21 protein-coding genes and 1 tRNA gene are annotated in these 26,685 nt (G+C 67.3%); 10 read left to right on the forward strand and 12 right to left on the reverse strand.

All coding sequences use genetic code 11. From position 1 onward, the window contains the following. The first annotated feature begins 21 nt into the window (after nucleotides 1-21). Together ACFSXZ_RS12945 and ACFSXZ_RS12950 are read left to right on the forward strand one after the other, a co-directional pair. A complete protein-coding gene (locus tag ACFSXZ_RS12945; protein WP_378266439.1) occupies nucleotides 22-7,350 on the forward strand; it encodes an amino acid adenylation domain-containing protein in 7,329 nt (2,442 codons plus the stop codon). After that, nucleotides 7,350-8,591 (forward strand): ATP-grasp domain-containing protein, encoded by a 1,242-nt coding sequence (locus ACFSXZ_RS12950; protein WP_378264811.1) that lies wholly within the window; start codon nucleotides 7,350-7,352, stop codon nucleotides 8,589-8,591. Before ACFSXZ_RS12945 ends, ACFSXZ_RS12950 begins: the two co-directional genes overlap by 1 nt. Before the next feature lie 642 nt (nucleotides 8,592-9,233). Here ACFSXZ_RS12950 and ACFSXZ_RS12955 read toward each other — a convergent pair. Then, the gene (locus ACFSXZ_RS12955; protein ID WP_378264813.1) at nucleotides 9,234-10,994 is read right to left on the reverse strand and encodes an Ig-like domain repeat protein; all 1,761 of its coding nucleotides are present in this window, start codon (nucleotides 10,992-10,994) and stop codon (nucleotides 9,234-9,236) included. 808 nt (nucleotides 10,995-11,802) lie between these two features. Beyond that, a complete protein-coding gene (locus ACFSXZ_RS12960) occupies nucleotides 11,803-12,126 on the reverse strand; it encodes a hypothetical protein (protein ID WP_378264815.1) in 324 nt (107 codons plus the stop codon). Nucleotides 12,127-12,198: 72 nt separating this feature from the next. Here ACFSXZ_RS12960 and ACFSXZ_RS12965 point away from each other — a divergent pair, with 72 nt between their 5' ends. The 4 genes from ACFSXZ_RS12965 (at nucleotide 12,199) to ACFSXZ_RS12980 (ending at nucleotide 16,212) form a co-directional block, all read left to right on the forward strand. Further along, the gene (locus tag ACFSXZ_RS12965; protein ID WP_378264817.1) at nucleotides 12,199-12,876 is read left to right on the forward strand and encodes a class I SAM-dependent methyltransferase; all 678 of its coding nucleotides are present in this window, start codon (nucleotides 12,199-12,201) and stop codon (nucleotides 12,874-12,876) included. Between the two features lie 345 nt (nucleotides 12,877-13,221). Beyond that, nucleotides 13,222-13,923 (forward strand): hypothetical protein, encoded by a 702-nt coding sequence (locus ACFSXZ_RS12970; protein WP_378264819.1) that lies wholly within the window; start codon nucleotides 13,222-13,224, stop codon nucleotides 13,921-13,923. Between the two features lie 247 nt (nucleotides 13,924-14,170). Continuing rightward, nucleotides 14,171-14,542 carry an effector-associated constant component EACC1 gene (locus ACFSXZ_RS12975; RefSeq protein WP_378264821.1) on the forward strand — a complete coding sequence of 124 codons (372 nt, stop codon included), beginning with the start codon at nucleotides 14,171-14,173 and terminating at the stop codon, nucleotides 14,540-14,542. Continuing rightward, nucleotides 14,539-16,212: a caspase, EACC1-associated type gene (locus tag ACFSXZ_RS12980; RefSeq protein ID WP_378264823.1), complete on the forward strand. Its 1,674-nt coding sequence runs from the start codon at nucleotides 14,539-14,541 to the stop codon at nucleotides 16,210-16,212. Before ACFSXZ_RS12975 ends, ACFSXZ_RS12980 begins: the two co-directional genes overlap by 4 nt. A 336-nt stretch (nucleotides 16,213-16,548) precedes the next feature. On the opposite strand, the gene ACFSXZ_RS12985 is transcribed toward ACFSXZ_RS12980, so the two are convergent. The 5 genes from ACFSXZ_RS12985 to ACFSXZ_RS13005 form a co-directional block, all read right to left on the reverse strand. After that, a tRNA-Ala gene (locus tag ACFSXZ_RS12985) sits at nucleotides 16,549-16,621 on the reverse strand. Between the two features lie 54 nt (nucleotides 16,622-16,675). Continuing rightward, nucleotides 16,676-17,398, reverse strand: a complete 723-nt coding sequence (sepX, locus tag ACFSXZ_RS12990; RefSeq protein ID WP_378264825.1) for a divisome protein SepX/GlpR — start codon at nucleotides 17,396-17,398, stop codon at nucleotides 16,676-16,678. A 143-nt stretch (nucleotides 17,399-17,541) separates the two neighbouring features. After that, complete coding sequence (locus ACFSXZ_RS12995) at nucleotides 17,542-18,201, reverse strand: GNAT family N-acetyltransferase (protein ID WP_378264827.1); 660 nt, start codon at nucleotides 18,199-18,201, stop codon at nucleotides 17,542-17,544. A 10-nt stretch (nucleotides 18,202-18,211) separates the two neighbouring features. Next, the gene (gene glp / locus ACFSXZ_RS13000; protein ID WP_378264829.1) at nucleotides 18,212-19,477 is read right to left on the reverse strand and encodes a molybdotransferase-like divisome protein Glp; all 1,266 of its coding nucleotides are present in this window, start codon (nucleotides 19,475-19,477) and stop codon (nucleotides 18,212-18,214) included. Beyond that, the gene (locus ACFSXZ_RS13005) at nucleotides 19,474-20,379 is read right to left on the reverse strand and encodes a UTP--glucose-1-phosphate uridylyltransferase (protein ID WP_378264831.1); all 906 of its coding nucleotides are present in this window, start codon (nucleotides 20,377-20,379) and stop codon (nucleotides 19,474-19,476) included. The genes glp and ACFSXZ_RS13005 overlap by 4 nt, the downstream gene beginning before the upstream one ends. A 24-nt stretch (nucleotides 20,380-20,403) precedes the next feature. Here ACFSXZ_RS13005 and ACFSXZ_RS13010 point away from each other — a divergent pair, with 24 nt between their 5' ends. After that, the gene (locus ACFSXZ_RS13010) at nucleotides 20,404-21,006 is read left to right on the forward strand and encodes a 5-formyltetrahydrofolate cyclo-ligase (RefSeq protein ID WP_378264833.1); all 603 of its coding nucleotides are present in this window, start codon (nucleotides 20,404-20,406) and stop codon (nucleotides 21,004-21,006) included. A gap of 87 nt (nucleotides 21,007-21,093) precedes the next feature. Here the strand turns inward: ACFSXZ_RS13010 and ACFSXZ_RS13015 are convergent, their stop codons facing one another. Further along, entirely contained in the window at nucleotides 21,094-21,675 is a 582-nt protein-coding gene (locus ACFSXZ_RS13015) for a pyridoxamine 5'-phosphate oxidase family protein (protein ID WP_378264835.1), read from the reverse strand. A 339-nt stretch (nucleotides 21,676-22,014) separates the two neighbouring features. Here ACFSXZ_RS13015 and ACFSXZ_RS13020 point away from each other — a divergent pair, with 339 nt between their 5' ends. Continuing rightward, entirely contained in the window at nucleotides 22,015-22,356 is a 342-nt protein-coding gene (locus ACFSXZ_RS13020) for an FmdB family zinc ribbon protein (RefSeq protein ID WP_378264837.1), read from the forward strand. A gap of 160 nt (nucleotides 22,357-22,516) precedes the next feature. Then, nucleotides 22,517-23,005 (forward strand): hypothetical protein, encoded by a 489-nt coding sequence (locus tag ACFSXZ_RS13025; protein WP_378264839.1) that lies wholly within the window; start codon nucleotides 22,517-22,519, stop codon nucleotides 23,003-23,005. Nucleotides 23,006-23,020: 15 nt separating this feature from the next. Here ACFSXZ_RS13025 and ACFSXZ_RS13030 read toward each other — a convergent pair whose 3' ends face one another. Together ACFSXZ_RS13030 and ACFSXZ_RS13035 are read right to left on the reverse strand one after the other, a co-directional pair. After that, nucleotides 23,021-23,191: a hypothetical protein gene (locus ACFSXZ_RS13030; protein ID WP_378264841.1), complete on the reverse strand. Its 171-nt coding sequence runs from the start codon at nucleotides 23,189-23,191 to the stop codon at nucleotides 23,021-23,023. Continuing rightward, nucleotides 23,178-23,678, reverse strand: a complete 501-nt coding sequence (locus tag ACFSXZ_RS13035; RefSeq protein WP_378264843.1) for a MogA/MoaB family molybdenum cofactor biosynthesis protein — start codon at nucleotides 23,676-23,678, stop codon at nucleotides 23,178-23,180. Before ACFSXZ_RS13035 ends, ACFSXZ_RS13030 begins: the two co-directional genes overlap by 14 nt. A 131-nt stretch (nucleotides 23,679-23,809) precedes the next feature. Here ACFSXZ_RS13035 and ACFSXZ_RS13040 point away from each other — a divergent pair, with 131 nt between their 5' ends. Next, entirely contained in the window at nucleotides 23,810-24,871 is a 1,062-nt protein-coding gene (locus tag ACFSXZ_RS13040) for an NAD-dependent epimerase/dehydratase family protein (RefSeq protein ID WP_378264845.1), read from the forward strand. A 44-nt stretch (nucleotides 24,872-24,915) separates the two neighbouring features. Here the strand turns inward: ACFSXZ_RS13040 and ACFSXZ_RS13045 are convergent, their stop codons facing one another. After that, nucleotides 24,916-25,962 carry a sensor histidine kinase gene (locus ACFSXZ_RS13045; protein WP_378264847.1) on the reverse strand — a complete coding sequence of 349 codons (1,047 nt, stop codon included), beginning with the start codon at nucleotides 25,960-25,962 and terminating at the stop codon, nucleotides 24,916-24,918. Beyond that, complete coding sequence (locus tag ACFSXZ_RS13050) at nucleotides 25,959-26,639, reverse strand: response regulator transcription factor (RefSeq protein WP_378264849.1); 681 nt, start codon at nucleotides 26,637-26,639, stop codon at nucleotides 25,959-25,961. The genes ACFSXZ_RS13045 and ACFSXZ_RS13050 overlap by 4 nt, the downstream gene beginning before the upstream one ends. Between the last annotated feature and the right edge of the window lie 46 nt (nucleotides 26,640-26,685).

A 26,685-nucleotide genomic window follows, 5' to 3' on the forward strand; every position in this document is an offset into this window, starting at 1 on the left:
GACATCCCTCGGGGAACCCGGCTGTTCGACTCGATTCTGGTGTTCGAGAATTATCCCACTGCCGGCTCTGCCGCCGAACTCCCGCACGGCATCACCCGAAAACGGCTGCGTTACGTCGCATGGCAGGACTATCCGCTGTCGTTCATCGCCTACGCTGGACGAAGCACCGGCGGGGTTCTGTTCTACGACCAGGCATTGCTCGACCGGCCCACAGTCGAACGGATGGCCGGCCATTTCCTGGCGCTGCTGGCGAGCGTGGTCGCCAACCCGTCAGCGCGGTTGCGCGAACTGGAGATGTTGACCCCTGCCGAGCGTCGGCGACTACTGGTCGAGTGGAACGACACCGCGGCCGAATTTCCCGGGGACACGTGCGTGCACGAACTGGTGCAGCGGCAGGTCGCGGCCCGTCCGGATGCGGTCGCGGTCGTGTGCGGACCGGACTCCTTGACCTACGGTGGGTTGAACGCCCGGGCCAACCAGCTCGCCCGATTTCTCGTGGAGCGTGGCGCCGGGCCGGACGTCCTGGTGGGGGTGTGCCTCCCGCGGTCGCTGGACCTGGTGGTGGCGTTGTTGGGGGTGTTGAAAGCCGGCGCTGCCTATGTGCCACTGGACCCGGAGTATCCGGCGGAGCGGCTGGCCTTCCTGCTCTCCGACACCGCCGCACCGGTCGTGCTGACGCACGCCGCCACGCCGTTGCCCGATGCGCCGAGCGAGGTCGTGGCGTTGGACGAGCACTGGCCGGCCATCAGCGCGATGCCCGACACCGATCTCACGAGCGACGTGCGGCCGGACAATCTCGCGTACGTGATCTACACGTCGGGTTCGACCGGCGCGCCCAAAGGCGTCCAGATCGAACATAGGAGCATCGTCAACTTTCTGATCTGGGCGGCGTCCGCCTTCCCCGCCGGTGACGGTCACGGTTCGCTGCTGCACTCCTCCGTCGCCTTCGACTTCGAGATTCCGTCGATCTTCCTGCCGCTGCTCCAGGGCCGGGACATCGTCGTGCGGCCGGTGGACGGCGGGCACGCGGCACAGGGAGTCACCGAGTTCATCCGGCGCGAACTGCCGGTCAGCACTCTCAAGGTGACGCCGTCGCACCTGAACATGGTGCTGGACGCGGCCGAAGGCGACATCGATGCCGTCTCGCTGGTCGTGGCCGGCGAGCCGTTCGACGTTCGACTGGCCCGTGCCGTGGCCGAGCGGCTCGGGCCGCGTACCACCGTGATCAACGAGTACGGACCGACCGAAACCACCGTCGGGTGCCTCACCAAGCGCGTCGACGTGGATGCGTTGCCCCATGCCGGGACAGTGCCGATCGGGCGGCCCACAGCGAACGCCGCCGTGTATGTGGTCGACCGCTTCGACCGGTTGGTACCAGTCGGTGTGCCCGGTGAGCTGCTGGTCGGCGGCGTTGGTGTCGCGCGCGGCTATCTGAACCGGCCCGAGTTGACCGCGCAGCGGTTCACCGTTGACCCCTTCTCTTCGGATCCGTGCGCGCGGGTCTACCGGACCGGCGACATCGTCCGCAGACTCTCGGACGGGGATCTCGAGTTCGTGGGCAGGCGGGACGACCAGGTCAAGATCCGGGGCTTCCGCGTCGAGTTGGGCGAGGTGGAGTCCGTGCTCGCCGACCACGAAGGCGTCGCGTCGTGTGCCGTGACGGTGCGGGACGACGCGGCCGGCGGGAAGCGGCTGGTGGCCTACTGCGTGCCGACGGACACGGTGAGCGTGTCCGCCTTGCGGGAGTGGTGTGCTCGGCGCCTGCCAGCGCACCTGGTGCCGAGCGCGTTCGTGCTGTTGGACGCCCTGCCACTGACGGCGAACGGCAAGGTGGACCGCCGCGCGTTGCCGGATCCGGACGGCGACCGGCCGGAGCTGGACAGCGGATTCGTGGCCGCACGCGGCTCGGTGGAACTTGCCGTGGTGCGGATCTGGTCGGAGGTGCTGGGCGTCGCCCGGATCGGTGTGCACGACGACTTCTTCGAACTGGGCGGTCATTCGCTGCTCGCCACCAAGGTCACGGCCCGCCTGCGTCAGGAGTTCGAACTGGAGGTGCCCATTCGCGCGCTTTTCGCGGCACCGACCGTGCGTGAACTGGCTGACGTGCTCGTCAGCATGAGGTCGTCCGTGGTGCCGCCGCTACGGCCGGTGGATCGTGGCGACATGGCCACGTTGCCGTTGTCCTTCGCCCAGCAGCGGTTGTGGTTTCTCGACCAACTGGAGCCCGGCAGCCGCGAGTACCTGATTCCGATGGCAATGCGGTTGCGTGGTCGCCTGGACACGACCGCGCTGCAGGCAGCCCTGGACGGCCTGGTCGCCCGGCACGAGCCGTTGCGCACGGTGTTCGACGACATCGACGGCGTCGCCGTCCAGATCATCAAGGACCCATCGCCGTTCCCTCTCGAACTCGTCGACCTGACCGCTGCCGATGGCGAACCAGATCTGGACGGGATTCTGGCGGCCGAGACGTCCCGGCCGATGGACCTGCGGCATGGTCCGTTGGTACGGGGCGTATTGGTCACGATGGGCTCCGAGGATTTCGTATTGGCCTTGACGTTGCATCATATCGTGGCCGACGGTTGGTCGTTCGGGGTGTTGACGCGGGAATTCCGGGAATTGTATGCGGCCGCGGTGGAGCGCCGGCCTGCCCGGCTGAGTGTACTGCCGGTGCAGTATGTGGATTTCGCGGTGTGGCAGCGGGAATGGTTGCAGGGTGACGTACTGGCCGGACAACTGAGTTTCTGGCGCAAGTCGTTAGCGGGAGTTCAACCGCTGGAATTGCCGGGCGACCGGCCGCGACCCGCAGTGCGTAGTGCCGCCGGAAGCAGTGTGACATTCCGGGTTTCTCCTGATGTGACGGCGGGTTTGCGTCGCTTGGCCGCCGAGCATGATGCGTCGTTGTTCATGGTATTGCTCGCGGTTTTTCAGGTGCTGCTGGCCCGGCACAGTGGCCAGTCGGACATCGCGGTGGGCTCGCCGGTGGCGAACCGGGGCCGAGCCGAGATCGAGTGTCTCATCGGTTTCTTCGTCAACACTGTGGTGTTCCGTGGCGATCTGTCGGGAAACCCGGAGTTCGGAGACTTCGTGGTGGATGTGCGGGAGCGGGCGTTGGATGCGCTCGGGCATCAGGACCTGCCGTTCGAGCGACTGGTGGACGAGGTGGCACCGGAACGTGATCTGGGGCGGGGACCATTGTTCGGCGCGATGTTGGTGTTGCACAACGCCGAGACGGGCACGTGGGAACTGCAGGGCCTCCGGGTGGAGACACTGCCGGTGGAATCTTCGGCGGCGAAGTTCGATCTGACGTTGAGCATGGTCGAAGAAGACGGCGGATTGGGCGCCCGGTTGGTATGCAGCACAGACTTGTTCGACCGGCCGACGATCGAACGGATGGCCGAGCACTTCCTGTCATTGTCGGCCAGTGTGGTGACTGATTCCTCGGTGCGGCTGAGTGAGCTGGAAATGTTGACCGCCGGAGAACGGCGGCAGTTCGCCGAGTGGAACGAGAACGATATCGATTTTCCCCATGACGTCTGCGTGCACGAGTTGGTGGAGCAACGGGTTGTTGCCGACCCGGTCGCGGTCGCGGTCGTGTTCGGGTCGAAGTCGTTGACTTATGGAGAGCTGAACACCAGGGCCAACCAACTGGCCTGGTACCTGAGGCAACGTGGAGCCGGGCCAGGCGTGATGGTCGGAGTATGTGTCGAACGATCCTTGGATCTTGTGGTCGCCTTGTTGGGCGTGTTGAAGACCGGTGCGGCCTACGTGCCGTTGGATCCTGACTACCCGTCCGAACGCTTGACGTTCATCCTGGCTGATGCGGCCGTTACGGTGGTGGTCACGCAGGACGCTCTGCGTGACCGGGTGCAGGCTGGGGATGTCGTGGTACTGGACCAGGACTGGGCGGCCATCAGCGCGATGCCGGACGCGGACCCGGTGACCGGTGCCCGACCGGACGACCTCGCGTACGTGATCTACACGTCAGGTTCGACAGGCCAACCGAAGGGCGCTCAGATAGAGCACCGGTCGGTCGTCAATGTGCTCGCCGCGATGGGTGAGGCCGTGCCGTTGTCCGCCGGCGAGTCGGCACTCGCCTCGACAGCGACGACGTTCGACATTTCGGTGGTGGAGTTCTTCCTGCCGCTGATGTCCGGCGCGCGGGTGGTCATCGCGAGTGACGAGGACGTTCATTCGCCAGTCGCGACAGCCCGGCTCATCCGGGAGCACGATGTCGTCTTCGCTCAAGCGACACCGTCGATCTGGCGTCACATCGTCCAGCGCTTGGACGGTCGCATCGAGCGGATGACCGCCGTCACCGCGGGCGAGCCGGTTTCCGAGGACCTGTGGGCGCGGATGGTCGAGTTATTCGGGAACGTCATCAACGGATACGGGCCGACCGAGGCGACGATCTACGCGACGATGGCGATGTCCCACGACGCAGCAGCCGGGGTGACGATCGGCCGTCCTCTCGCGAACACGAAGGCGTACGTGGTCGATCGTTTCGACCAGTTGGTGCCGATCGGTGTTCCGGGCGAGTTGCTGATTGGCGGCGTCGGCGTCGGTCGCGGCTATCTGAACCGCCCCGAATTGACAGCACAACGATTCACGGCCGACCCATTCTCGTCCGACCCGTCGGCACGGGTGTATCGGACCGGGGACATCGTTCGATGGCTGCCGGACGGACGTCTCGACTTCGTTGGCCGCCTTGACGATCAGGTGAAGGTGCGGGGTTTCCGAATCGAGTTGGGCGAGATCGAGTCGGTTCTGGCCCGGCATCCGAATGTGGCTTCGTGTGTGGTAGTGGTGCGAGAGGACGTGCCCGGTGACAAGCGGTTGGTCGCGTACTGCGTGCCGGTGGGCATGGTGGGTGTTTCGGTGTTACGGGAGTGGTGTGAGCGCAGCCTGCCGGGTTACCTGGTGCCGAGCGGGTTCATGTTCGTGGATGTGCTGCCCTTGATGGCGAGCGGGAAGGTGGATCGCCGGGCGTTGCCGCTTCCGAGCAGCAACCGTCCGGAGTTGGATGGTTTTGTCGCGCCCCGTGATGCCGCGGAGGGTGTGGTTGCCGGGGTGTGGCGTGCGGTGTTGGGCATTGATCGAGTGGGCGTGCACGACAATTTCTTCGCGCTGGGCGGCGATTCGATTCTGAGTATTCAGGTGGTGGCGCGGTTGAAAGGGCACGGGATGCTGGTGACACCTCGGATGATGTTCCAGCATCAGACCGTTGCCGGACTGGTGGCCGCCGCCGGGGTGGCCGCACCGGTGGTGGCCGAGCAGGGCAAGGTGACGGGCGAGGTTGTCTTGTCGCCAGTGCAGCGGTGGTTCTTCCAGTGGTGCGCGGCCGAGCCGAACCATTTCAACCAGTCGGTGCTGCTGGATGTCGATGATCTGGATATTCGCGCGTTGCGAGCGGCTGTCGACGCGGTGGTCGAGCACCACGACATGGTGCGGGCGCGCTTCAGCCGTGGTTCTGATGGCTGGACCCAGTGCATCGCCGACGATGCCGGTGAGGGGGCGGTGAGTGAGTGCGATCTGTCGGGAGCCGCCGATGTCGACGCGGCATTGCGTGAGTTGGCGGACGGAGTGCAGCGAAGCCTGCATCTGGCCGAAGGCCCGGTGTTTCGCATCGTGTTGGTCGAGTTGGGTGCGGCTCGAGGACAGCGGTTGTTGATGGTGATCCATCACCTGGTGGTGGACGGGGTGTCATGGCGAGTCTTGCTGGAAGACTTGGGCCGCGCATACGAGGGTCTGCCGCTGCCACCGAAGACGACGTCGTTTCGAGAGTGGTCGGCCCGGTTGGCCGAGCGCGCCAAATCCGTAGACGTCGGCTACTGGGATCGGGAACTGCCGGCCACGCGGGTGCCTCGTGACGGGTTCGGGGTGAATTCGGTCGCCTCGGTTGGGGTGGCGGAGGGGTCCTGGGGCGTCGAAGAGACGGGAGTGTTGTTACGTGATGTGGCTCGGGTGTTCGGTACGAGCACCAACGACGCGTTGTTGATGGCGGTGGCATGGGCGTTTCGGGAGTGGACCGGCGAGTCGGCGTGCCTGGTGGAGTTGGAGGGCCATGGCCGGGAGGACCTGTTCGCGGACGTGGATCTGTCACGGACGGTCGGGTGGTTCACCAGCATTTTCCCGGTGGTGATCGACCTGGGACCGGCGACCGACCCGGTCGAGTGTGTGAAAACGGTCGCGGCACAGTTGAGTGAAGTGCCCGACAAGGGGCTGGTCTACGGCATCGGCCGTTACCTGGGTGGAAAGATCCCGGTTCAGCAGACTCCCGAGATCAGTTTCAACTATTTGGGACAGTACAAGGGGCGGGTACCCGGACTCGGCCGCTATGCGGACAACACCGAGCCCACCGGTGACCCCATCGATCCGGCCACCATTCGCCACCATGTCCTCGACATCACGGCCGATGTCCGGGACGGAAGGCTGCGCGTCGCGATCCGGTACTCCGAGAATCTTCATCATCGCGCCACCGTGCGAGGGTTCGTCGACCGGATTCTCGGTGCGCTGGAACGGCTTGTGCACGCCAGCCGTAGGTACGGTCCGCGGCGGTCGTCGATGATCGCGCTCAATCGTTCTCGATCGGCGCGCACGATGTATGTCATGCACGAGATCAGCGGCAACGTGACCGGCTACACGAGGCTGGCCGAACTGCTGGAACCGCACCTGCGCGTGGTGGGCATCGAGGCGGCCTGCGTCGACGGCGAGTCGGAGCCGAAGACGAACGTCGGGGCGATGGCCGAGGACTACTGGCGCGCGGTGCGGGACACGCATGACGGCTCGCCGTTGCTGCTGGCCGGGTGGTCGTTCGGTGGGGCCCTGGCCGTGGAGGTGGCGGCGCTGGCGCAAGCCGCCGGTCAGGCGGTGGACCTGGTGGCCGCGTTCGACACCTACCTTGGTGACGACTCGGCACCGCGGGCACGGCGCCCGATCGCGGCGGCGACGAAGTTACTGGAGGGGTTGGCGCGGGTGAGCGGTGATCGTGCGTGGCGGGACGTCGCTCGGCGCGACTTCGCCGACTGGCTACGTGACCTGAACCTGGCGGAGCAGATGGTCAGCTTGGAGCACGGGGACCTGATGCACCACGTCCGTATTCTCCTGGCGCACTGGACCGCGCTCGGTGCCTACGAACCGTCCGAACTCAGTTGCCGGACGTTGGTGTTCGAGGCCGAGGACTCGACGTGGCCGCATCCGCTGCGGTGGGGGTGGGAGAGCGTGACCAGCGGCCCGCTCACGGCGCACATGACGCCCGGCAGCCACTTCACGATGTTGCAGCCTCCACACGTGACGGCGATCGCCGATCGGATGGTGTCTGCGCTTTCGGCCTCCGTCGCGGGTCGGGCCTGATGCTCGTTGTCGTCTACGACACCGGGAGCTTGTCACCTCGTCGGCTGGCCGAGATCGCGGCGGAGAACGATTGTGAGCTGTGTTTCGTCGCGGCGGCCTCGGACCACACCGCGGAGATGGAGCCGGTGCTGCGAATGTTCGGCACCGTGGTCGAGGGCGACGCGATGCCGGAGCGCGAGCTGGTCCGGCTGCTCGGCGGGATGAGACCTCGCGGTGTCGTCACCTTCAGCGAGTCCCAGATCCGTCGTACCGCCCGGCTCGCCGACGCGCTCGGGTTGCCGGGCATCGATCCGGCGGACGTCACGGCGATCACCACGAAGGACGGTCAACGGCATCGGTTCGCCGATGCGGGTCTGGATGCGACACGGTATCGGGCGGTGTCGCGGGTCGACGAGATCGACCAGGCGATCAAGTTCGTGGGGCTGCCCGCGGTCGTCAAACCCGCTGTGGGTACGTCCAGCCGGAACACGCTACCGGTATTCACGCACGAGGCATCCCGGGCGGCGATGCGCGGTCTGCTGCTGGCCGATTCGGGGGCCTCACGTGAGCCGGTGGTGGTGCTGGAGGAACTGATCGTGGGCAGGCCCGTCGCGGAACCGTGGGGCGATTACCTCGCGGTGGACTGTCTGGCGAATGGTTCCGATGTCCGGCCGGTGTTCGTCACCAGCAAGTTCGCCGTCGCCGAGCCGTTTCGGGAGCGTGGTGGGTACGGCCCGGGGTCGGTTGTGCCGGCGGCCGACGTTCGCGAGGCGTGCGATGTGGCGTGCCGGGCAGTGCGGGCGCTGAACATCCGCCACGGAATCGCGGACGTGGAACTCAAACTGACCACGAGCGGCCCACGGTTGATCGAGGTCAACGCGCGGCTGGGCGGCTGGGTCGACGATCTGGCGATGCGGTCCGGCCACGCCGATGTCGCCGGCATCGCGGTCGGGGCCGCGTTGGGGCGCGACGTTGACATTCCAGACGCCGTCGAGCCGAAGGCCGACGGCGTCGCGTTCTACTGCACGTTGATTCCGCCGCTGTGGGCGACCCGGGTGGGCACGGTGAGCGCCGGATCGAAGCTGCGGCGGATCGCCAACGTCGATTCGGTGACGGTCATCGCACGACCCGGTTCGGAGATCGACTGGCGCCGTGGCACCCGCAGCAACGTCGCCTCCGTGCGCGGGTGTGCGAAGTCCTTTGCCGACCTGGCGGTGACGTTAGCCCAGATCGAGGACTGCGACTGGATCGAGTACAGGTGATCGCCGGCCGGCAGCATGCGCTTGGGATGAACGCATGGGCCTGACGGCCTCGAAATCGAGAGCATTCTGTGCGAACCCGCCGGCGAAGGCCCCTTCCCCGTTGTGGCGAACATCCACGGCGGGGCCGCCGTGCGGCGAGTGCCAACCGGGTGGATCGTGATCCCAGGCCCGTCGACCAGCACGTCGCGGTTCGTATGCTGCGAGCCGCGCGGCTTCGTCTCCGACCGCGCCCCGGACTGCAAGCTGATCCTGACTTAGCCCGAGTCGGTGGACCTCTCACGTTCGTCCAGCCCATCGAGGTGGCGATGTTCGCGGCCGTGCTCGGCTATGGCGTGCTGGCCCATTGGCCCGGCCTGGCCGTGCTCGGGGCGGCCCGCTGATCGGCAAGGCCATCCTGGACATCCTGGCGCCCGCGGGCGGAACGGTCCTGCTCGGGCCTGCTGACCGGCTACGCGCTCGGCGGGATCGATGTCGGAGCCGGGTTGCAGAACACAGCCAGCCCCTGACACTCTCGCCCAACGTCGGTGACCGGATCGCGGAGGGAGCTCCCTCCGCCAGTCTCCGGTACGGTTCCGGCCCCCGGTGGAATCGGTGGCCGGAACCGTTCGGGTTGTCATCTTTCAGGACGCGGTGGTTGCCGGGTTATTGAGCTTTGGTTGCGACCACGACGGTTTGGCTGGCGTTCGCTTCGGCCGAGCCACCGTGGGGTGGCTTGGGTTTGCCGGGACCCTTGGCGACGACAGTCACCGAATTCGACGTGGACGGCGGGCAGTTTTCGTCGCCGTTGTAGCGAGCGGTGAAGGTGTGCGCGCCCGCGGGTAGCCGGACGGTCACTTCGGCGGTGTCATCGGTGAGCGGCACGGTGGTCAGCTCCCTGTTGCCCTCGAAGAAGGTGACGGTTCCAGTCGGGGTGGTTTCGTCACAGGTGACGGTCGCGGTCAGGGTCACCTTGTCCCCGGGTTTCACCTTACTGGCCGAGGCCGACAACTTCGTCTTGCTCTTGTTCTCCGGTGTTGTCGAGACATTGACGGTCACGCCGTTCGAGATGGACGGCTCGCATTCGCCGTTGCCGTTGTAATGCGCGGTAATCGTGTGCTGGCCTGGCTCGAGTGTGCTGACGGTCAGCTCCGCCGTACCGTCGATCACCTCGGCCGTGCCCAGTTCGGTCGTTCCGGAAAAGAACGTGACAGTCCCGGTCGGCGTGGCTCCCGGGCAGGTCACGGTGGCGGTGAGACGGACCGGTTCCCCGACCGTCGCGTCCTGCGGTGTCGCCGACAGCTCCGTCGTCGTCTTCTCTGGCGGCAGCGGTACCTCGCTGTTGATCACCACATTGCGGATCAGGTGCACGTCGGTGAACAGGCCGGTCGAGCCCGCGAACCCGAACTTGTACGTTTCCGGCACCGGCTCAGGTGCCGGGGTGTTGATCACCTCGTGTGGACCGGTCCCGTCGTTGAAGTCCACGGTCACGATCAACGTCGGATTCGTTCCCGGGGTAAGTTGCACGTTCACCCGGCGACGCGAGGGCTCCAGCAGGGTCTCGGCCTGTTCCGGAGTGGCGCCCGGAGGCAATGCGGTGAGCGGTCCCTGCAATTGCCCGGGCAGGGTCGAGGGCCACGGTCCGGAAGTGGTGAAGTTGCTCGTGGTCGCGGTCAGGAAGCAGTACCCCTCGACCCCGTTACCCGGGCCGCGCACCGTCACCATGTTCGGCCCCGGCGCGGGCACATGGAACGCTGTCCCGGCCGGCGAGCGCTGCGAGGGCGGGCAGCCGTTGCCACGGTGTTCCCAATCGCCGAAGTAGTTACCCAGCACGTCCAGTCCCACGCCAAGGTAACCGCTGTTGACTCCCGGCAGGAACGGGTTGGCGGGGTTGTCGTCGGGCAGTTTCTGCGCATAACCGAGGCTGCCACCGAAAGCTCCGGGATGGTCGAGTGAGGCAGCACCGTCGACCAGGAAGAACGAGATGCCGTCCGCCGGGGCGATCGGGGTGGTGGTGCCGTATTGCCACTGGTCGAAGGTGACGTTCAGCCCGCCGGCGGCCGGTAGGGCGTGTTCGTAGAGGACAGCGCCCGACTGGTCGGTGGACGCGTCCGTCAACTGCAGGTAGCCGTGCGGAGCACCGTTGACCGGGGGCACCGGTCCGATCCGCGTCTCCGGGCAACCGCCCAGTGGATGGTTCCCCGGCCCTGGCGCCGATGTGGCGGGCGCGCCGGTCAGACAGGCCGACCCGACCGCCACGAAGTTCGGGTCCGCGGTCGCTCCGGTGAAGGTCTCCGACACGAAGGGGGTTCTCCCCTGCAGAGGCCGGGCTGCCGCGCCCGGTTTGCCGCCGACGCCACCCGACAACCCCGCCACCGGGCTCCCGGCCGCCATCGCCGGCGGCGCCGCAACCGTCGCCAGCGCCATGGTCAGCAGCGCCGAGACCCACCACCGCCCGCCACCATGCGGCCAGCGAGTCAGCCGCCGAATCCTATGATCCGGATAACATGAATTCACTATTTCCAATCCTTACTATAAGAACATCCGAGACTGTGGCCAACAGCGGCGATATCGCGCACAGGTCACACTTCCATGCCGCCGACCTCGCGTGCGTGGCCATACCGGCGACGATCTGGTGAATCCATCATTGTGGGCTTCCCCCGGAAGCCTGACCTTGCCCATGCAAGCCCACAACTGGCTGACAGACGTGGGCCGCAGGGCGCGTCTGGTGCGTGTCACCGTTCCCGGTTCCGATTCGCGCGCAAAAGGCTCACAAAATCGCGGAACATGCAAATCTGGATTCGCGGACACGGTGTGGCGGCCGTGTCCGCAATACATTTTGCGGTTCCCGGTGCATCCTGGCAACGGAGCATTTCAATCCCCAGCCGAAGGCCACGTAAGACACCAGCGCCAAAGCCCTAAACCAGTTTGACCGAGCAGGGCGTGGTCATCTAGCCAGCTATGGCTGCCCAGACGGTGAAAGGGTCGGTGGCCCAGTGGGTGGATAGCGTGGCCAGAGCGTGCCTGGACCAGCTGTGTTCGGGCTTGGTCCCGTTGGCCACCGCGCAACACGCGATCGCAACCAATTGGGTGACCGCGTTGACGACGCAGGCTTGCCGGTTACCGGCGGGAAGGTGTGCCTGAAGACGGAGCCCAGCCGGTGCGTCAATGGTCGGCACGGTGACAGCGACTGATCACCGACCAGCCTGATCAGTGCGACCTCCCGCAGAGGCGGTCACGGAATGCAAGATCCACAATGAACAAAGGAATGAGCGCGACGAATCGCGAAACTTATCTCCGCGCAGGCGTCGTCGATCCGTCCGGTGTCGACGGCCACGAACACCTCGCGAAGGTGGATCGCGTACTCGCGGAGTCGATCAACGTCCTTTTCAGACACTTTCGGCGAGTTTTTCGTCTGGCGGGGTCGCAGCGGCTCCCGCAGTTCGTCATCGGGACCTTCGGCGGGGTACTCGCGGCCGAGCGCATGTCCGGGCGTCAGCAGGTTGATCGCGCCGACAGCGGCCGACACGGCGACGCTAGCGTGACTGTCGAAGTTCACTTGACCAGTCACTCCCTTCGCTCTAGCGTGATGACTGTCATTGCTCCAATAGGTAGTTACGGGGTTGAGGTCGTGGTAGACGGGACCGTATCGAGTCAGACCGCAGCGAACTGGTTGGGACGCTGGGACGCTCAGCAGGAGCGCTACGTCGCCGACCGTGAGGAGCGCTTCGCCGTCCTCGGCGATGTCGTGGAAGCCCACATCGCCGGCGTGCCGGAACCGGTGATCGTCGACTTGGGCTGCGGTCCAGGTTCACTCGCCGCGAGGCTGCGCGAGCGGCTGGGAGAAGCGCGGATCATCGGCATCGACGCCGATCCTTTGCTGCTAGGCCTCGCCCGTGGCCACTACGGGGAGCGTGCCGAGTGGGTCGAAGCCGACCTTGGCGGATCCGCCTGGCGGGATGCGGTGCCTTCGGCCATCCACGCCGCCGTGTCCACCACCGCGCTGCACTGGCTCTTGCCTGACCAACTCACCGAGTTGTATCGCGCGCTCGCCCGGTTGATCGTGCCCGGCGGTGTTTTCGTCAACGGAGACCACCTCAGGCACGGCGACGAACCGCTGGCCGCGCTCGCGAAAACCGTCCGCGAGCGGCGGGTGGTCCGGGCGGGGTTCGAAGGCAGCGAGGAGAGGGATTTTGCGCCCCCGGAGAGCACTGGACGGAGTGGTGGGATGCCGCGCTGGCCGACCCGGAGCTGGCGGAACTGGGGTGTGCCAGGAATGGGCGTACGCACCACGGCGACAACGAGGTGACCCTCGAAGAGCACATCGCGCTGCTACGGTCGGCGGGATTCGCCCACGTGGCCCCGGTCTGGCAGATCGGCGACGATCACGTGCTGACCGCCATCCGCTGACGCCGCATCGCGCGGCCATGGCGAAGGGCGATCCTGCACCGGACAAGATCAGCCGTTCCGTGCGAAGGATCGCGACCTGAGCCGTTCAGGTCACGTAAGGGTGGCAATGTAACGAATGCGTTGACCGTGACATGAGAGGCGGGAGTGAGCATCCTCATCGGCTACGCCCGTTAGTTCGGACCTCCGCCGCACGGTCGAGGAACTGATCGACCGCTACGGCGTCCGCCATCAGGGTGTCCGGCAAGTGCTGCTGGATTATCTGCGGCGGCGGGAGCCCGAGCTGGACTACTCCACTTTGGACCGGCTGTCCCGCTCGCTGGCGGGCCTGTTCTGGGCCAAGATCGAGGCCATCGCCCCCGGCCAGCCCTGCCCGGTCCCGGACGGCGCGCTGCGCGGGGTCATCGCGCGCCCGGCGGACGGACAGGCCAACACTCGGGTCCGCGATCTCGAGAACGGCGAGGATATCAATGTCACCACGGCTGAGGATCTCGCCTTATGGGAGTTCGCAGCGGTGGAAGTCCTCCGTCACGCGGGAATTCGGATCGAGGAGTTGCTGGAGCTCACTCATTTGAGCATCAGGCAGTACCAGCGTCCCAACGGCGAGCTCATCGCTTTGTTGGTGATCGCCCCGTCCAAGACCGACCGTGAGCGCGTCATCCCGATGTCTGCGGAATTGTTCGCCGCGATCACCCGGCGGCATGCCCAGCATGGCCGCCCCATTCCTCTCATCCAACCCTACGACAACCACGAGCGGCGCATGAGAGACCCGATGCCGTTCCTGTTCCAACGCCACACCGGCGCGGTCCCGCGTGCGATCTCGCCCGCGACGGTGCTCGTCATGCTCCGCCGCCGCTGCGCTGAACTGGCCGAACAGCGCCCCCGGCCTCCGGGCAACCAGTTTCACGCCGCACGGCTTCCGACAGGCTGCTGGCCACGAACCTGGTGAACAACGGCCTGCCCATCCATATCGGCGCGGCGCCACTCGGGCACTTTAATCTGCAGGCCACTCGGGGATATGTCACCGCGTTCAATGAGGACGTCGTGCGTCACTACCAGGAATTCCTTGACCGTCGACGAAAGGTGCGGTCAGCGGATGAGCTGACCAGGCTGATGAGGGCTTGCGTACGTGGTCTAGCCGATCGGTCTAGCCCGAATAGGCCCTGCGGTCCGTTAAATCAGGGCAAGATGGCCATGTGACTGACTCGGCTACGGAACAGTTGTGGATCAGGGCCGCGCAGGGGGCTGACGAGCTGAGGTCGCTCCATGATTGGCTGCGGCGTGACGATGCACTGCGTGGACAGGTGGAGCCCGTGCACGCCGACGTTGAGCCGGGGCAGATGGGGGGCGTGCTCGACGCGCTCGTTGTCGCAGTCGGCTCCGGCGGAATGGGCGCGGTGCTGGCTGGGTCGCTGTCGACCTGGATCTCGCAACGGCGCTCCGATGTGAAGCTGACCGTGACCATCGAAGACGGTCGAAAAATCGAGCTGGACGCGAAACGCGTTGACCCCCAGACCGTGATACGTGACATCGCGAGGCTGCTCGATGAGCAGGAGCCGCCGCGGTGAGCCGGTTCCCGGATCCTGCCAGGTCCAGGGCGGTCCTGATCGGCGCCAGCCGTTACCACGACAACGATGCCCTGCCCGGGATCCCCGCGGTGCGGGCGAACCTGACCGATCTCGCAGCTGCCCTGGGGAGCGCGCCCGCCGGGACACTGTCCCCCGAGCACTGCACGGTCGTGCCCGAGCCCGTCTCCGCCGCCGATATCGGCACTGCCATCGTTACCGCGGCTGCTGAGGCGACCGACCTGCTGTTGATCTACTACGCCGGCCACGGATTGGTCGATGAGCGGGGCCGACTGCACCTGGCCCTGTCTTCGACCGACCCGGCTCGCCTTCGGTGGACCGCCTTGCCGTTTGACGTGCTGCGTGAGGAGATCGTCGCCAGCCCCGCAACCACCCGTGTGCTGGTACTGGACTGCTGTTTCTCCGGCCGCGCGATCGAGGCCATGACCTCCCCGCAGGGCATGATCACCGGGCAGATCGACATCGCCGGCACCTACACGATCACCTCGACGACGGCCAACGCGCTCTCTCACGCACCAGAGGGCGCCAGGAACACAGCCTTCACCGCTGCCATGCTCGCGGTGTTGAACACCTCCGACCCGCTGACCCTCGATGACCTCTTCCGCCAGGTCGACCGCCACCTTGCGGCCCAAGGGCTACCCCGACCGCAACGCCGTGTAGTCAACACAGCAGGAGACCTAGCACTGTTCAAAAGCTCGTCCATGAAAACCCAACTCGCCGCTGCTCAGCAGGCTGCGGTGCCCGCCAACGCAGAACCAGCGACGCACGTCACTGCTCGCCTGGAACGACCCTCGGTGGCGGCACCTGGCAACCTGCGCGGCAGGGTCGAACGCCCAGGCGATGAAGCGCCTGAGTACCACTGCGTGAACGTCCTCAAAGGACACCGCGGCGGCGGGTTCACCGATGCCGCGGTGCGGGCGGTGGCATTCAGCCCGGACGGGCATCTTCTCGCCAGCGGTGGTGGTGACAAGACCGTCCGGTTGTGGAGCCCGGCAACCGGTCAACCGATCGGGCTGCCCCTCACCGGCCACACCAAGGCAGTGTCAGCGGTGGCATTCAGCCCGGACGGGCGCCTTCTCGCCAGCGGTGGTGGTGACAAGACCGTCCGGTTGTGGAGCCCGGCAACCGGTCAACCGATCGGCCCACCCCTCAAGAGCCACGCCGAAGAAGTGACGGCGGTGACGTTCAGGCCAGACGGAAACCCCCTGGTCAGCGGTAGCTCAGACAACACTATGCGGCTCTGGTGGCGTCAGGAAAACGGTCAATCGATCGGCCATCCCCTCTCCGGCCACAACGGTGCCGTAAACGCAGTGGCGTTCAGCCCCGACGGGCGTCTCCTGGCCAGCGGCAGCAGTGACGGTACCGTCCGGTTCTGGTGGAATCCGGCAAATGGCCAACCGATCGGCCAGACCATCACACACACCTCTGGGATAACGGCGGTGGCGTTCAGCCCAAACGGGCGTCTCCTGGCCAGCGGTGGCGGTGACAAGACACTGCGGTTGTGGGACCCGGCAACCGGTCAACCGATCGGCCACCCCCTCGTCGGCCACAACGGTCCCGTGACAGCGGTAACATTCGGTCCAGACGGACACCTCATCGCCACCGGCAGCGACGACAACACCATCCGCCTGTGGAGCCACCAAATCCCATGATGGCGTGCGGCGGCCTCCCACTCCTGGGTCGTTGTACCGGGTGGACAGCGCCGTGCGGCGAGAGGCTGGGGTCGCAGCCGCAGATAGGTGCGCCGGTGATCACCTTCCGAGCGGGACCACTGGACCACTTCGGCCTGTTCCGCCAACGACGACGCCTCACCACCACGACCGAGAACCTCGCCGATAGCGCCCGGCTCATCGAAGCCGCGCTCAAGTTGCTCCGAAATGCCAAAAGGGCCGCCTCTCGAAAGAGAGGCGGACCCGTGGCTACCAACGGTGTCCAAGTCCTACTACGCGGCGTTGTTTCGGCGCCGTGTTCTAGTAAGGCCCCTAGGGTGGAGCTGAGGGGAATCGAACCCCTGACCTTCTCGATGCGAACGAGACGCGCTACCAACTGCGCTACAGCCCCTTGGTGAAGCCCCGAAAGCATAGCAACCGCGCGCCGGACGATCAGCGGAGGGGTCTACTCGCCTGCCGCGCGACGGAACGGCAGGCGGCCGGGGTCATCCAACTCGTGGAACTCGGGGTCTTCGTCGTCCACGTCGACGACGACGGCGTTCCCCTGGACCGGTGGAGCGAGCGGCGGCCTGCGCACCGGTTCGCGGCGAGGCTTCGGGGGCTCGACGCGGTCGTCGGCGGTGTCGTAGTCCTCGGCGAGGGGTGGCGCGGGGCGGCGAGTCCGGGTGTTTCTGAGCCGGGCCAGCCGTCGCTGCCGAATCTCGTTCTCGATGCGCACCTGCCGCCGCAGGTAGCCCAGATAGCCGACGAGGAAGGCGTCGACGGCGCCGTGTGCCCACCACAGCTTGGGGCCCAGGACTCCGGCCGTGATCGCACTCGCCACCGAGGCGATGATCAGAACGAGCACGACCCGTTGCCGGAGGGAGTATTTCGCCCGCGCCGCGATCTCCGCCGCTTCGGGGTCGAAGCCGCCCCGGCCCGGCCGGTAACGGGGTGTGGCGGGCTCGCGCCGCGCCGGGACGGGCTCGTCGTCGAAGGCTTCCGGGGGATGACTGACCTCTGCGGCGGGTTCGGGCAAGGAGAAATCGTCCTCCGCGCTGCGGACCACGCGCGCGGCCAGTTCCGCGTCCGCCGTTCGGGCCACGGTCTGCCGCTTGCGCACCACCATGGGTACGAGCACGACGAGCCACGCCCCCGCGAGCGCGACGATGATCAGTGAACTGGGCATCTCCTTGTGTCACCTCCCCCGATCCCGGCTACATACCGTCACGTTAGTCACAGGAGTAACAGATCGGGCGGAGGCACGCCGCTGGACAAACGAAAAAAGGGTCACCACTTTTGGTGAAACGAGCCGGATGTGCTAGAGACCCCTCAGGGCCGCTCCGCCCCGCCCGCGGCGATCAACCGGTTGACCAGACCCTCCCCGGTCTCCTCGGCCGTGATCGCGAAACACAGGTGGTCCCGCCAGTCGCCCGCCACGTCGAGATACCGCCGGAACAGGCCTTCTTGCCGGAATCCCGCCTTGGTCAGCACCCGCACGCTCGCCGCGTTTTCCGGCCGGACCGTGGCCTCGACACGATGCAGTCCCCCCGGGCCCAGGACGTGATCGACCACCAGCGCCACCGCGGCGGTCGCCACGCCCCCGCCGACCATCGTGGAAGACACCCAGTATCCGACCCAAGCGGAGCGTAACGAGGCGCGGATCACATTACCGATCGTGATCTGCCCGGCGAGTTCGCCGTCCACGGTGATCGTGAAGGGCAGGCACTGCCCCTTCCGTGCCAGCGACCGCAACGCCATCCACTGCGGGGGCCAGGCCCAGAAGCCGTTGCGGTCGGACCACGGGCCCGGCGAGGTCGGTTCCCACTTCTCCAGATGCACCCGGTCCCGCAACCGGATACGGCTCCAGTCACCCGCGTCCAGCAACCGGATCGGCCGGAGCTCCACGGTCCCCCGGGCGACCCGGAGCGGTCCCAGCCTGGTGGGCCAGCCGGGATGGCGAGCTTCCAGGTCGTATGTCACAGCCTGCACCGGGAACTGTTTACACCCGTTGCGCGAGGAAGGTCACCCGGACCTGTTCACCGGCCGGCACATCGGTGAGGTCTTCGTCCACGTTCACCAGGCAGTTCGCCTCGGCCAGTGACGCCAGCAGGTGCGAACCCGAGGTGCCGAGAGGCTGCACGAGATATTCGCCGGTGTCCTCGTCACGCAACAGCTGGCCACGCAGGAAACCCTTGCGCCCCTTGGTGGAGGACATCGGCGAAAGCAAGCGTGCGCTGACTACCCGCCGGTGCGGGTTGCGGGTGCCGCGGGCCGCCCTGATCAACGGGCGGATCAGCACCTCGAAGACGACCAGCGCGCTCATCGGGTTGCCGGGGATCAGGAACGTGGGCACCGAGTCGGGACCCAGCCTGCCGAACCCCTGCACGGAGCCGGGATGCATGGCGACCCTGGTCATGTCGATCCGCCCCAGCGGGGAGAGGGCGGCGTTCACTTCGTCCCCCGCCATGCCGCCGGCCCCGCCCGCCACGACGACCACTTCGGACATCAGCAGTCTGCCTTCGACCACTTCGCGCAAACGCTTGCGATCACAGGGCACGATGCCGACGCGGCTCACCTCCGCGCCGGCGTCCCTGGCCGCGGCGGACAGGGCGTAGGAATTGACGTCGTAAACCTGGCCCGTCGTGGGCGTGCGGTCGATGTCGACCAGTTCGTCGCCCACGGAGATGATCGACACCCGGGGCCGAGGGAAAACCAGCACCTTCGACCGTCCGACCGCGGCGAGCAATCCGACCTGAGCGGCGCCGATGGTGTCCCCCTGCCGGACCGCCACGTCCCCGATCTGCACGTCCTCCCCGGTGCGCCGGACATACCCGGCGGAGGGCACCGACCGGTGCACGCTGACCTTCGCCGGGTGGCCGTCGGTGAACGCCGTGGGCACGACCGCGTCGGCGAGCGTCGGCAACGGCGCCCCCGTGGCGACCCGCACCGCCTGCCCCGGTTGCAGCCGGCGAGGCTGCCTTGACCCCGCCGGGATCTCGCCCACCACGGGCAGTTGAACCGGATCATCGGCCGCCAGGCGGACGTCCACGCTGCGCACCGCGTACCCGTCCACCGCGGCCTGGTCGAACCCCGGCAGCGCCTGCTCCGCGACGACCTCCTCCGCGCAGAGCAGACCCTGCGCCTCCGAGATCGCGACCCGCACGGGACGCGGGCGTACCGCTGCCTGCAGCACCAGGCCGAGCTGCGCGTCGACCGAGCGGAACTCCTGCCCGGCCTCGGCCGGCTCCGGGGCGTCTCCGGTCATTGGCCTTCGTTCTCGATTCGCTCGACGAGCCAGGCACGCAACGGCGGACCGTAGTCGGGGTGCGCCAGCGCGAAGTCGACGGCGGCCCGGAGGAAGCCACCGGGATTGCCCAGATCGTGGCGGCCGCCCCGGTGGACCACGATGTGCACCGGATGCCGTTCCTCGATCAGCAGTGCCACCGCGTCGGTGAGCTGCAACTCGCCGCCGCTGCCCGGCTTGATCCGGCGCAGCGCGTCGAAGATCGCCCGGTCCAGCAGGTATCGCCCGGCCGCGGCGTAGGTGGACGGCGCGTCCTCCGGCTTGGGCTTCTCGACCATCCCGTGGACGCGCTTGACGTCTTCTTCGTCGGTGTCCGTGACGTCGAACACACCGTAGGGCGAGATCTGTTCCTTGGGGATGTCGAAGGCACACAGCACGCTGCCGCCGTGGCGCGCGCGGACTTCCGACATCTTGTTCAGCACGCCCACGGGCAGCACCAGGTCATCGGGCAACAGCACGGCGACCGCGTCGTCCTCGTCGGTGAGGTTGGGCTCGGCCTGCTGCACGGCGTGCCCGAGACCGAGCGCCTCCTTCTGGATGGCGACATCGACATCGAGCAGGCCCGGCCCGCGACGCACCTTCTCCAGGAGTTCCGTCTTTCCCTTGCGTTGCAGGTTGTCCTCGAGCTCCGGAGCCGGCCGGAAGTAGTTGACCACCGATTCCTTGCCGGGCGAGGTGACGATCACCAGTCGTTTGGCGCCTGCCTCCGCCGCCTCGCTGGCGACGATCTCGATGCCGGGCGTGTCCACGACCGGCAGCAGCTCTTTGGGCACCGCCTTCGTCGCTGGCAGGAAGCGGGTCCCGAGCCCGGCAGCCGGGACGATGGCGGTTCGGAAGGAGGCTTTGGCAGAGGCGGCCGTCATGGCGGTAAAGCCTAACCTGCGTGTATGGCGGACAGGTGCAATGAGCAGTGGGACAAGACGGAGTGGCGGGCTTACCTCGCCCGTTCGCGTGCCGCGGTTTCCGTGCAGCAGCGCGTGGTGGAGGCACGGGCGCTGGTCCAGGCCGTCGCCGCGCTGCCGATTCCGGACACCGTCTGCTGTTTTGTGCCGTTCGGCTCGGAACCGGGCTCCATCGCGTTGCTCGACGTGTTGCGCGACGCCGGCGCGCGAGTCCTGCTACCGGCGATCCCGGCCGCGCCCGGCGCACTGGACTGGGCGGAGTTCACCGGTACGGCAACGCTGGTACCGGGCCCGATGCGCGGAATTCTGGAACCCTCAGGTCCTCGGCTCGGCCCTACGGCACTGCGTTCGGCGGGCCTCGTGCTGGTGCCCGCGCTGGCCGTGGACCACTCGGGCGTGCGGTTGGGCAGGGGCGCCGGGCACTACGACCGTTCCCTGGTGCACGCCGACCCGGAAGCGGCGCTCGTGGCCGTGGTCCGGGACGGCGAACTGGTGGAGAAACTGCCCGCGGACGCCCACGATGTCCGGATCACCGGAGCGCTGATGCCCGCTCGCGGGCTCGTTCACCTGCCGCTGCGAGCGGACTGAGAGTGGCGAAGAACACACGAACCCGCTCGCACGGCCGGACGTAACTTACCAACCACCGAGTCCTTTGTGGACTGCCAAATCGCCGGGTCACGCCTGGCGGGGAGGCAGCGGCAACGGCAGCGCGGGCAGGCCGTCGATGCTGACACCGTTGTAGGGTTTGTCCTCGCAGTAGGTACGGAACTCGTCGTCGCTCTTTCGGCCGAAGTGCTCCGCGTGCAGGGTCCGCTCGGACTGGTAGTCCATGAACGGCACGGCGAACCCGCAGGTATCGGCGACGAGGTCGGCCTCGACCACCACGATGGCGCGCAAGCCCGGCCCGTCGACTCCATCGAACCTTGCGACCAGCTCCGGCCATCGCGCGTCGTCGCGGAACACCGGATATCCGCGGCCGTGCACCCGCAGGATCTTGGGCGGACCGGTGAAGGCGCACCACATGAGCGCGATCCGGCCGTTTTCCCGAAGGTGGGCGAGCGTCTCCGCGTGGCTGCCCCCGAAGTCCAGGTACGCGAGCGTCTTCTCGTCCAGCACCTGCAAGGTGCCCGACCGGCCCTTCGGCGAAAGATTGACGTGCCCATCACCCGACATCGGTGCGCTGGCGACGAAGAACACCGGCTGCTTCTCGATGAACTCGCGCAGCCGCTGGTCGATCCCGTCATAGGTCTTTCCCATGAACCAAGTATCGAGGACTCGCCGCTCATCACGAACCGGATTACGCCCGTCTCGCGCTTGAGACGAAAACCGAGAGTGTGTCCTTTGTCACAAATATGACTCGTCCGCGACGGCCTGCGCGAACCCCGCGTGGCCCGTCCGGCCTGTCGCGGTCCAGGGTGCTGGCAACGCGCCAAAACCTCCAGGTCAGCGCGACAGCGATCGGCCACGGCGCGACGGACTCGGCGCGAGATCATGGCCGATGTCGAAAAACCGCGTTTGACCTGCGAAGGAACATCCCAGTATTCTCCTGCGTTAGCACTCTTGCCGAGCGAGTGCCAATCGCACGAAGGAGCACCAGTGCCCACGTACCAGTACGCCTGTAAAGAATGCGACCATCGCTTCGAGGCCGTGCAATCGTTCTCGGATGCCAGCCTCACCGAATGCCCTGAGTGCACCGGTCCGCTGCGCAAGCTTTACGGGGCCGTCGGCGTGATCTTCAAGGGCAGTGGCTTCTACCGCACGGACTCCCGTTCGGAGTCGAAGTCCTCGTCCAGCTCCACCAAGTCGAACTCGGACTCCGGCTCGGCGTCGAAGGACAGCAAGAGCGAGACCAAGACCGAGAGCAAGAGCGCCTCGTCCGACTCGAAGTCTTCGTCCTCCAGCACGACCACGACGAAAGCGGCCGCCGCGGCTTCGTGACCGTTCGGCGCGCGTTGCCGCGCAGAGCCGAGTTGTCCACAGCCCCTGGGTTGTCCACAGCCGCATGATCAGCCACTACCAGCCACCGCGCGAGCACCCTTAGCTTCGGTCGTGACGACGGATCTCCCGTTGTCACGACTTCGAACGCGAGGGTGCCGCGATGAAAATCCCGTCAGGTCTTCACTGGAACCGCCTCCGGCCGCGACTGCGCGGCCGGGCCTTCACATTCGCTCGGCGCCTGCTCGCCGCGGCGCTTCTGGTGACGGCGGCCGTGCTTTTGACGCGTCCGTCCCCCACCGGCCCGGCCCTTCCCCGCCCGGCCCGGACGGAAGGGCCGCCGAGCGCCGCGCTCCCGGCCGCGCCGGGGTTTTCCACCGTCCCGGTCCGGCTCGCCGACGCGGGCGTGGCCGAGTTGCTCACTCGCGGAACCCGGGTCGATCTGGTCACCCTCGAAGCCGGTGAACAGAACCGCAGAGTCCTGGTGAGCATGGCTACCGTGGTCGATGTCCGGTCGCCGCCCCCAGCCGGGAGCCGCCTGCTCGCCGCCGAGAACAAGGGGCCCCTGGTCCTGATCGCCGTGCCGGCCGAACTCGCCCCTCAGGTGGCGGCTCTGGCCCTCCGGAACCCGGTCGCGGTCACCCTCCGCTAGAGGTCCCGCAGGTGGCTAGCGCTCGTGGTGCGGTGGCCGGTTCTCCTCGAACCAGGCGTCGCGGTCGCGGTCGGGTTCGCGGTTCTCGCGCTCGTCCGACGTGGTTTCGGGCAGGACCTCTCCGAAGACCGCGTCGAGCCGTCGCCGGTCACGGTCTTCGGAGGACGTGTGATCAGGATTCGTCAAGGCCCGACAACTGATCGATGACGTGAGGGACCAATGCGGACAAAGTCGCCATGCCGTCGCGCACCGCCGCGCGCGAACCGGCCAGGTTGACCACCAGTGTGCTGCCGGAGATACCGACGAGCCCACGGGAGATGCCGGCATCCACCGCGCCTGCCGCCAGGCCCGAGGAGCGCAGCGCCTCACCGATGCCGGGGATCGGCCGGTCGAGCACGCCGGCGGTGGCGTCTGGCGTGACGTCGCGCGGCGATACCCCGGTGCCGCCCACGGTGATCACGAGGTCCACACCTCCGATGACCGCCGTGTTGAGCGCGTTGCGGATGGCGACGGTGTCGGCACGCACCACCACCACGCCGTCCACGATGAACCCGGTCTCCTCCAGGAGCTCCGTGACCAGGGGGCCCGAGGTGTCGTCGTGCTCACCGTGCGCCGCGCGGTCATCCACGATCACCACCAGAGCGCGGCCGAGCCGCTGTGCACTGCGTTCCATGAGGCATACCGTAGAACGTCTCTGGAAAGCCCATGGCGGCACCCGAGGTGATCAGGCGCGGTGCTTACCAAAGTCTGACGGCACGGCCCCGACCGCTGCCTGTGACGTCGCCGCTCCCCTAGCGTGGTGGCGTGCGAGTGCTCGTCACCGGCGGTGCCGGTTTCATCGGTTCACATGTGGCAGACCTGCTGGCCGGCTCGGGGTGTGAAGTGATCGTGCTGGACAGCCTGCTTCCGCAGGCCCACGGCTCCACCGCGGTGCCGGAGTACGCGAGCGTTCACAGGTTCGTCCGGGGCGAAGTGGGTGACGCGTCCCTGGTGCGCGAACTGCTGTCCGAAGTGGACGCGGTGTGTCATCAGGCGGCGGTGGTCGGCCATGGCCTGGATCCTTCGGACGCGCCCGTCTACACGCTCAACAACGACCACGGCACCGCGGTGCTGCTCGCGGAAATGCACGCGGCCGGTGTACGGCACCTCGTGCTCGCCTCGTCCATGGTCGTCTACGGCGAAGGCCGCTACTCCTGTGGCACCCATGGAATCGTTCCGCCGGCTCCTCGCCGTCCCGCGGACCTGGACGCCGGCCAGTTCGATCCCCCTTGTCCGGAGTGCGGACACCGGCTCGATCCGATGCTCGTGCCCGAGGACGCCCCGCTCCGGCCGACGAGCGTCTATGCGGCGACCAAGCTCGCCCAGGAGCATCTCGCCGGTGCCTGGGCACGGCAGGCCGGAGGCACCGTCTGGGCCTTGCGCTACCACAACGTCTACGGCCCTCGCATGCCTCGCAACACGCCCTACGCCGGTGTGGCGTCGCTGTTCCGGTCGGCGCTGCTGCGCGGCGAGGCACCCACCGTGCTCGAAGACGGTCTGCAGCGACGGGACTTCGTGCACGTCCACGACGTCGCACGGGCCAACCTGCTAGCGCTCCGGACGCCAGGCGCGACCGGTGAACTCGTCCCCGTCAACGTCTGCTCCGGAACTCCGCACACGGTGGGCGAACTCGCGGCCGAACTGGCGCGCGCCTGCGGCGGGCCCGAGCCCCGCATCGTCGGCGGAGCCCGGCCGGCGGACGTCCGTCATGTCGTCGCCGACCCCGCCCGGGCGCGACGTCTCCTGGGCTTTCACGCCGAGATCGGGTTCGAGTCGGGCATCGCGTCGTTCGCGAAAGCCCCTCTGCGCCTCTCGGCGGCCTCATAGGCTGCGGTTCGGAAGTGCGCGCGATGGACAAGCCGCTGGACGCCTCACCCGACGGCCAACGGAAGGCGCACCTCGAACCGGCAGCCGGGGCCGTGGTTGCGTACCCCGATATGCCCCCGGTGCGCTTCCACCAGGCCCTTGGCGATCGCCAGGCCGAGTCCGCCTCCCGTTCCTCCCGAACGGTCGGGGGTGCGGGCGTGTGTGCCACGGAAGGCCACCTCGAACACCCGCCCGATCTCTTCCTCGGGAATGCCGCCGCATCCGTCGTCGACGGCGAGCAGCGCGTCACCCCCGTCGACCCCGACGTAGATCGCGACGGTCCCGTCCGGTGGCGTGTGGCGGATCGCGTTGGACACCAGGTTGCGCACGATGCGGGCCAGCTCCGGATCGCTCCCGGCGACCACCGGCCAGCTCTCGGCATCGGCCAGCAGCTTCACCTTCTTCTGTTCGGCCACCGGCCGTTGGCCGGACAGCGTCTCGCTGATGACCTCACGCAACGGCACGGCGGACATCGTCAGCCGCAGCGCTCCGGCGGTGATGCGTGAGAGTTCGAACAAGTCGCCCACCATTCCGGACAGCCGGGTCGTCTCGCCGCTGATGCGCTGGGCGTAGTCGGAGACCTCGTCCGGCTCCGACACGATCCCGTCGGCGAGCGCCTCGGCCATCGCGCGAATCCCGGCGAGAGGGCTGCGCAGGTCGTGACTGATCCACGCCACCAGGTCCCGCCGGGCGGACTCGGCGGCGCGCTCCCGTTCGCGCGCTTCCCGTTCCCAGACGCTGCGCCGCGCGATCGCCCGCCCCAGCACGATCGCCGCCGGCACGGTGACCAACCCGACCAGCAGACAGACCAGCAGCATGGTCGTGAGCGCCGGGGTGAACATGAAACCGCTGATGCCGAGCACCCCGGCGAACGTGGCCAGAACAGGAATCAGGACCAGCACGGTAAGGGTCGTGGCCAGCGACCCTCGGCGCAGCCAGTACAGCACAAGGCCGCCGACGAGCGCGACCGGCAACGCGAAGGCCAGCGCGAAGGGCAGGATGTGCAGGACATGCGTGAGCATGTCGCCGAAGGATTCACTCGGCTCGATCATGACCGCACCGGGTCGTAGCGGTACCCGACGCCCCACACGGTCGCCACCCGGACCGGTTTCGCCGGATCGGCCTCGATCTTCTCCCGTAACCTGCGCACGTGCACGGTGACGGTGGACTGGTCGCCGAACTCCCAGCCCCAGACCTTTTCCAGGAGTTCGACGCGCGAAAACGCCACGCCCGGATGCGTGACGAAGAACGCGAGCAGGTCGAATTCCCTTGTGGTGAGGGAAAGCGCGGCACCGTCCAAAGTGGCCTGACGGGCATCCGGGTGCAACACCAGATCGCCGTCGGTCATTTCACCGACCGTGGCGGACACGCTGGGCATGCGCGCCCGGCGAAGTACGGACGCCACCCGCAACGCGAGTTCCCGGGGACTGAACGGCTTGGTGACATAGTCGTCGGCGCCCAGCCGCAGACCCGCGATGCGGTCTTCCTCCTCGCCCAGAGCCGTGAGCAACACCACCGGAACCTGACTGGTCTGACGCAGCCGGCGGCAGACCTCGAGCCCGTTCAAGCCCGGCATCATCACGTCGAGCACGACGAGATCGGGCTTGCGCTCGGCGAACAGCCGGAGCCCCTCGGTGCCGTCCCCGGCGACTTCCACGCCGAACCCACCGGCCTCGAGATACCGCCGCACGACGTCTCGCACCGTCTCGTCGTCGTCGACGACGAGCACCCGCCCGGCCTCAGCCTCGGCGCCTTTCGATGAACGCGCCCAGTCG

The sequence above is a fragment of the Amycolatopsis pigmentata genome, assembly GCF_042684065.1.
Lineage (GTDB): Bacteria > Actinomycetota > Actinomycetes > Mycobacteriales > Pseudonocardiaceae > Amycolatopsis_E > Amycolatopsis_E pigmentata.

Excerpts from the sequence above, each read along its gene's own strand:
- ACFSXZ_RS13025 (WP_378264839.1), top strand. The coding sequence starts at position 22,517 with ATGAAAATCCCGTCAGGTCTTCACTGGAACCGCCTCCGGCCGCGACTG.
- ACFSXZ_RS12950 (WP_378264811.1), top strand. The coding sequence starts at position 7,350 with ATGCTCGTTGTCGTCTACGACACCGGGAGCTTGTCACCTCGTCGGCTG.
- ACFSXZ_RS13005 (WP_378264831.1), bottom strand. The coding sequence starts at position 20,379 with ATGACGGCCGCCTCTGCCAAAGCCTCCTTCCGAACCGCCATCGTCCCG.
- ACFSXZ_RS13035 (WP_378264843.1), bottom strand. The coding sequence starts at position 23,678 with ATGGAACGCAGTGCACAGCGGCTCGGCCGCGCTCTGGTGGTGATCGTG.
- ACFSXZ_RS13045 (WP_378264847.1), bottom strand. The coding sequence starts at position 25,962 with ATGATCGAGCCGAGTGAATCCTTCGGCGACATGCTCACGCATGTCCTG.
- ACFSXZ_RS13015 (WP_378264835.1), bottom strand. The coding sequence starts at position 21,675 with ATGGGAAAGACCTATGACGGGATCGACCAGCGGCTGCGCGAGTTCATC.
- sepX (WP_378264825.1), bottom strand. The coding sequence starts at position 17,398 with ATGCCCAGTTCACTGATCATCGTCGCGCTCGCGGGGGCGTGGCTCGTC.
- glp (WP_378264829.1), bottom strand. The coding sequence starts at position 19,477 with ATGACCGGAGACGCCCCGGAGCCGGCCGAGGCCGGGCAGGAGTTCCGC.
- ACFSXZ_RS13010 (WP_378264833.1), top strand. The coding sequence starts at position 20,404 with ATGGCGGACAGGTGCAATGAGCAGTGGGACAAGACGGAGTGGCGGGCT.
- ACFSXZ_RS12955 (WP_378264813.1), bottom strand. The coding sequence starts at position 10,994 with ATGGCGCTGGCGACGGTTGCGGCGCCGCCGGCGATGGCGGCCGGGAGC.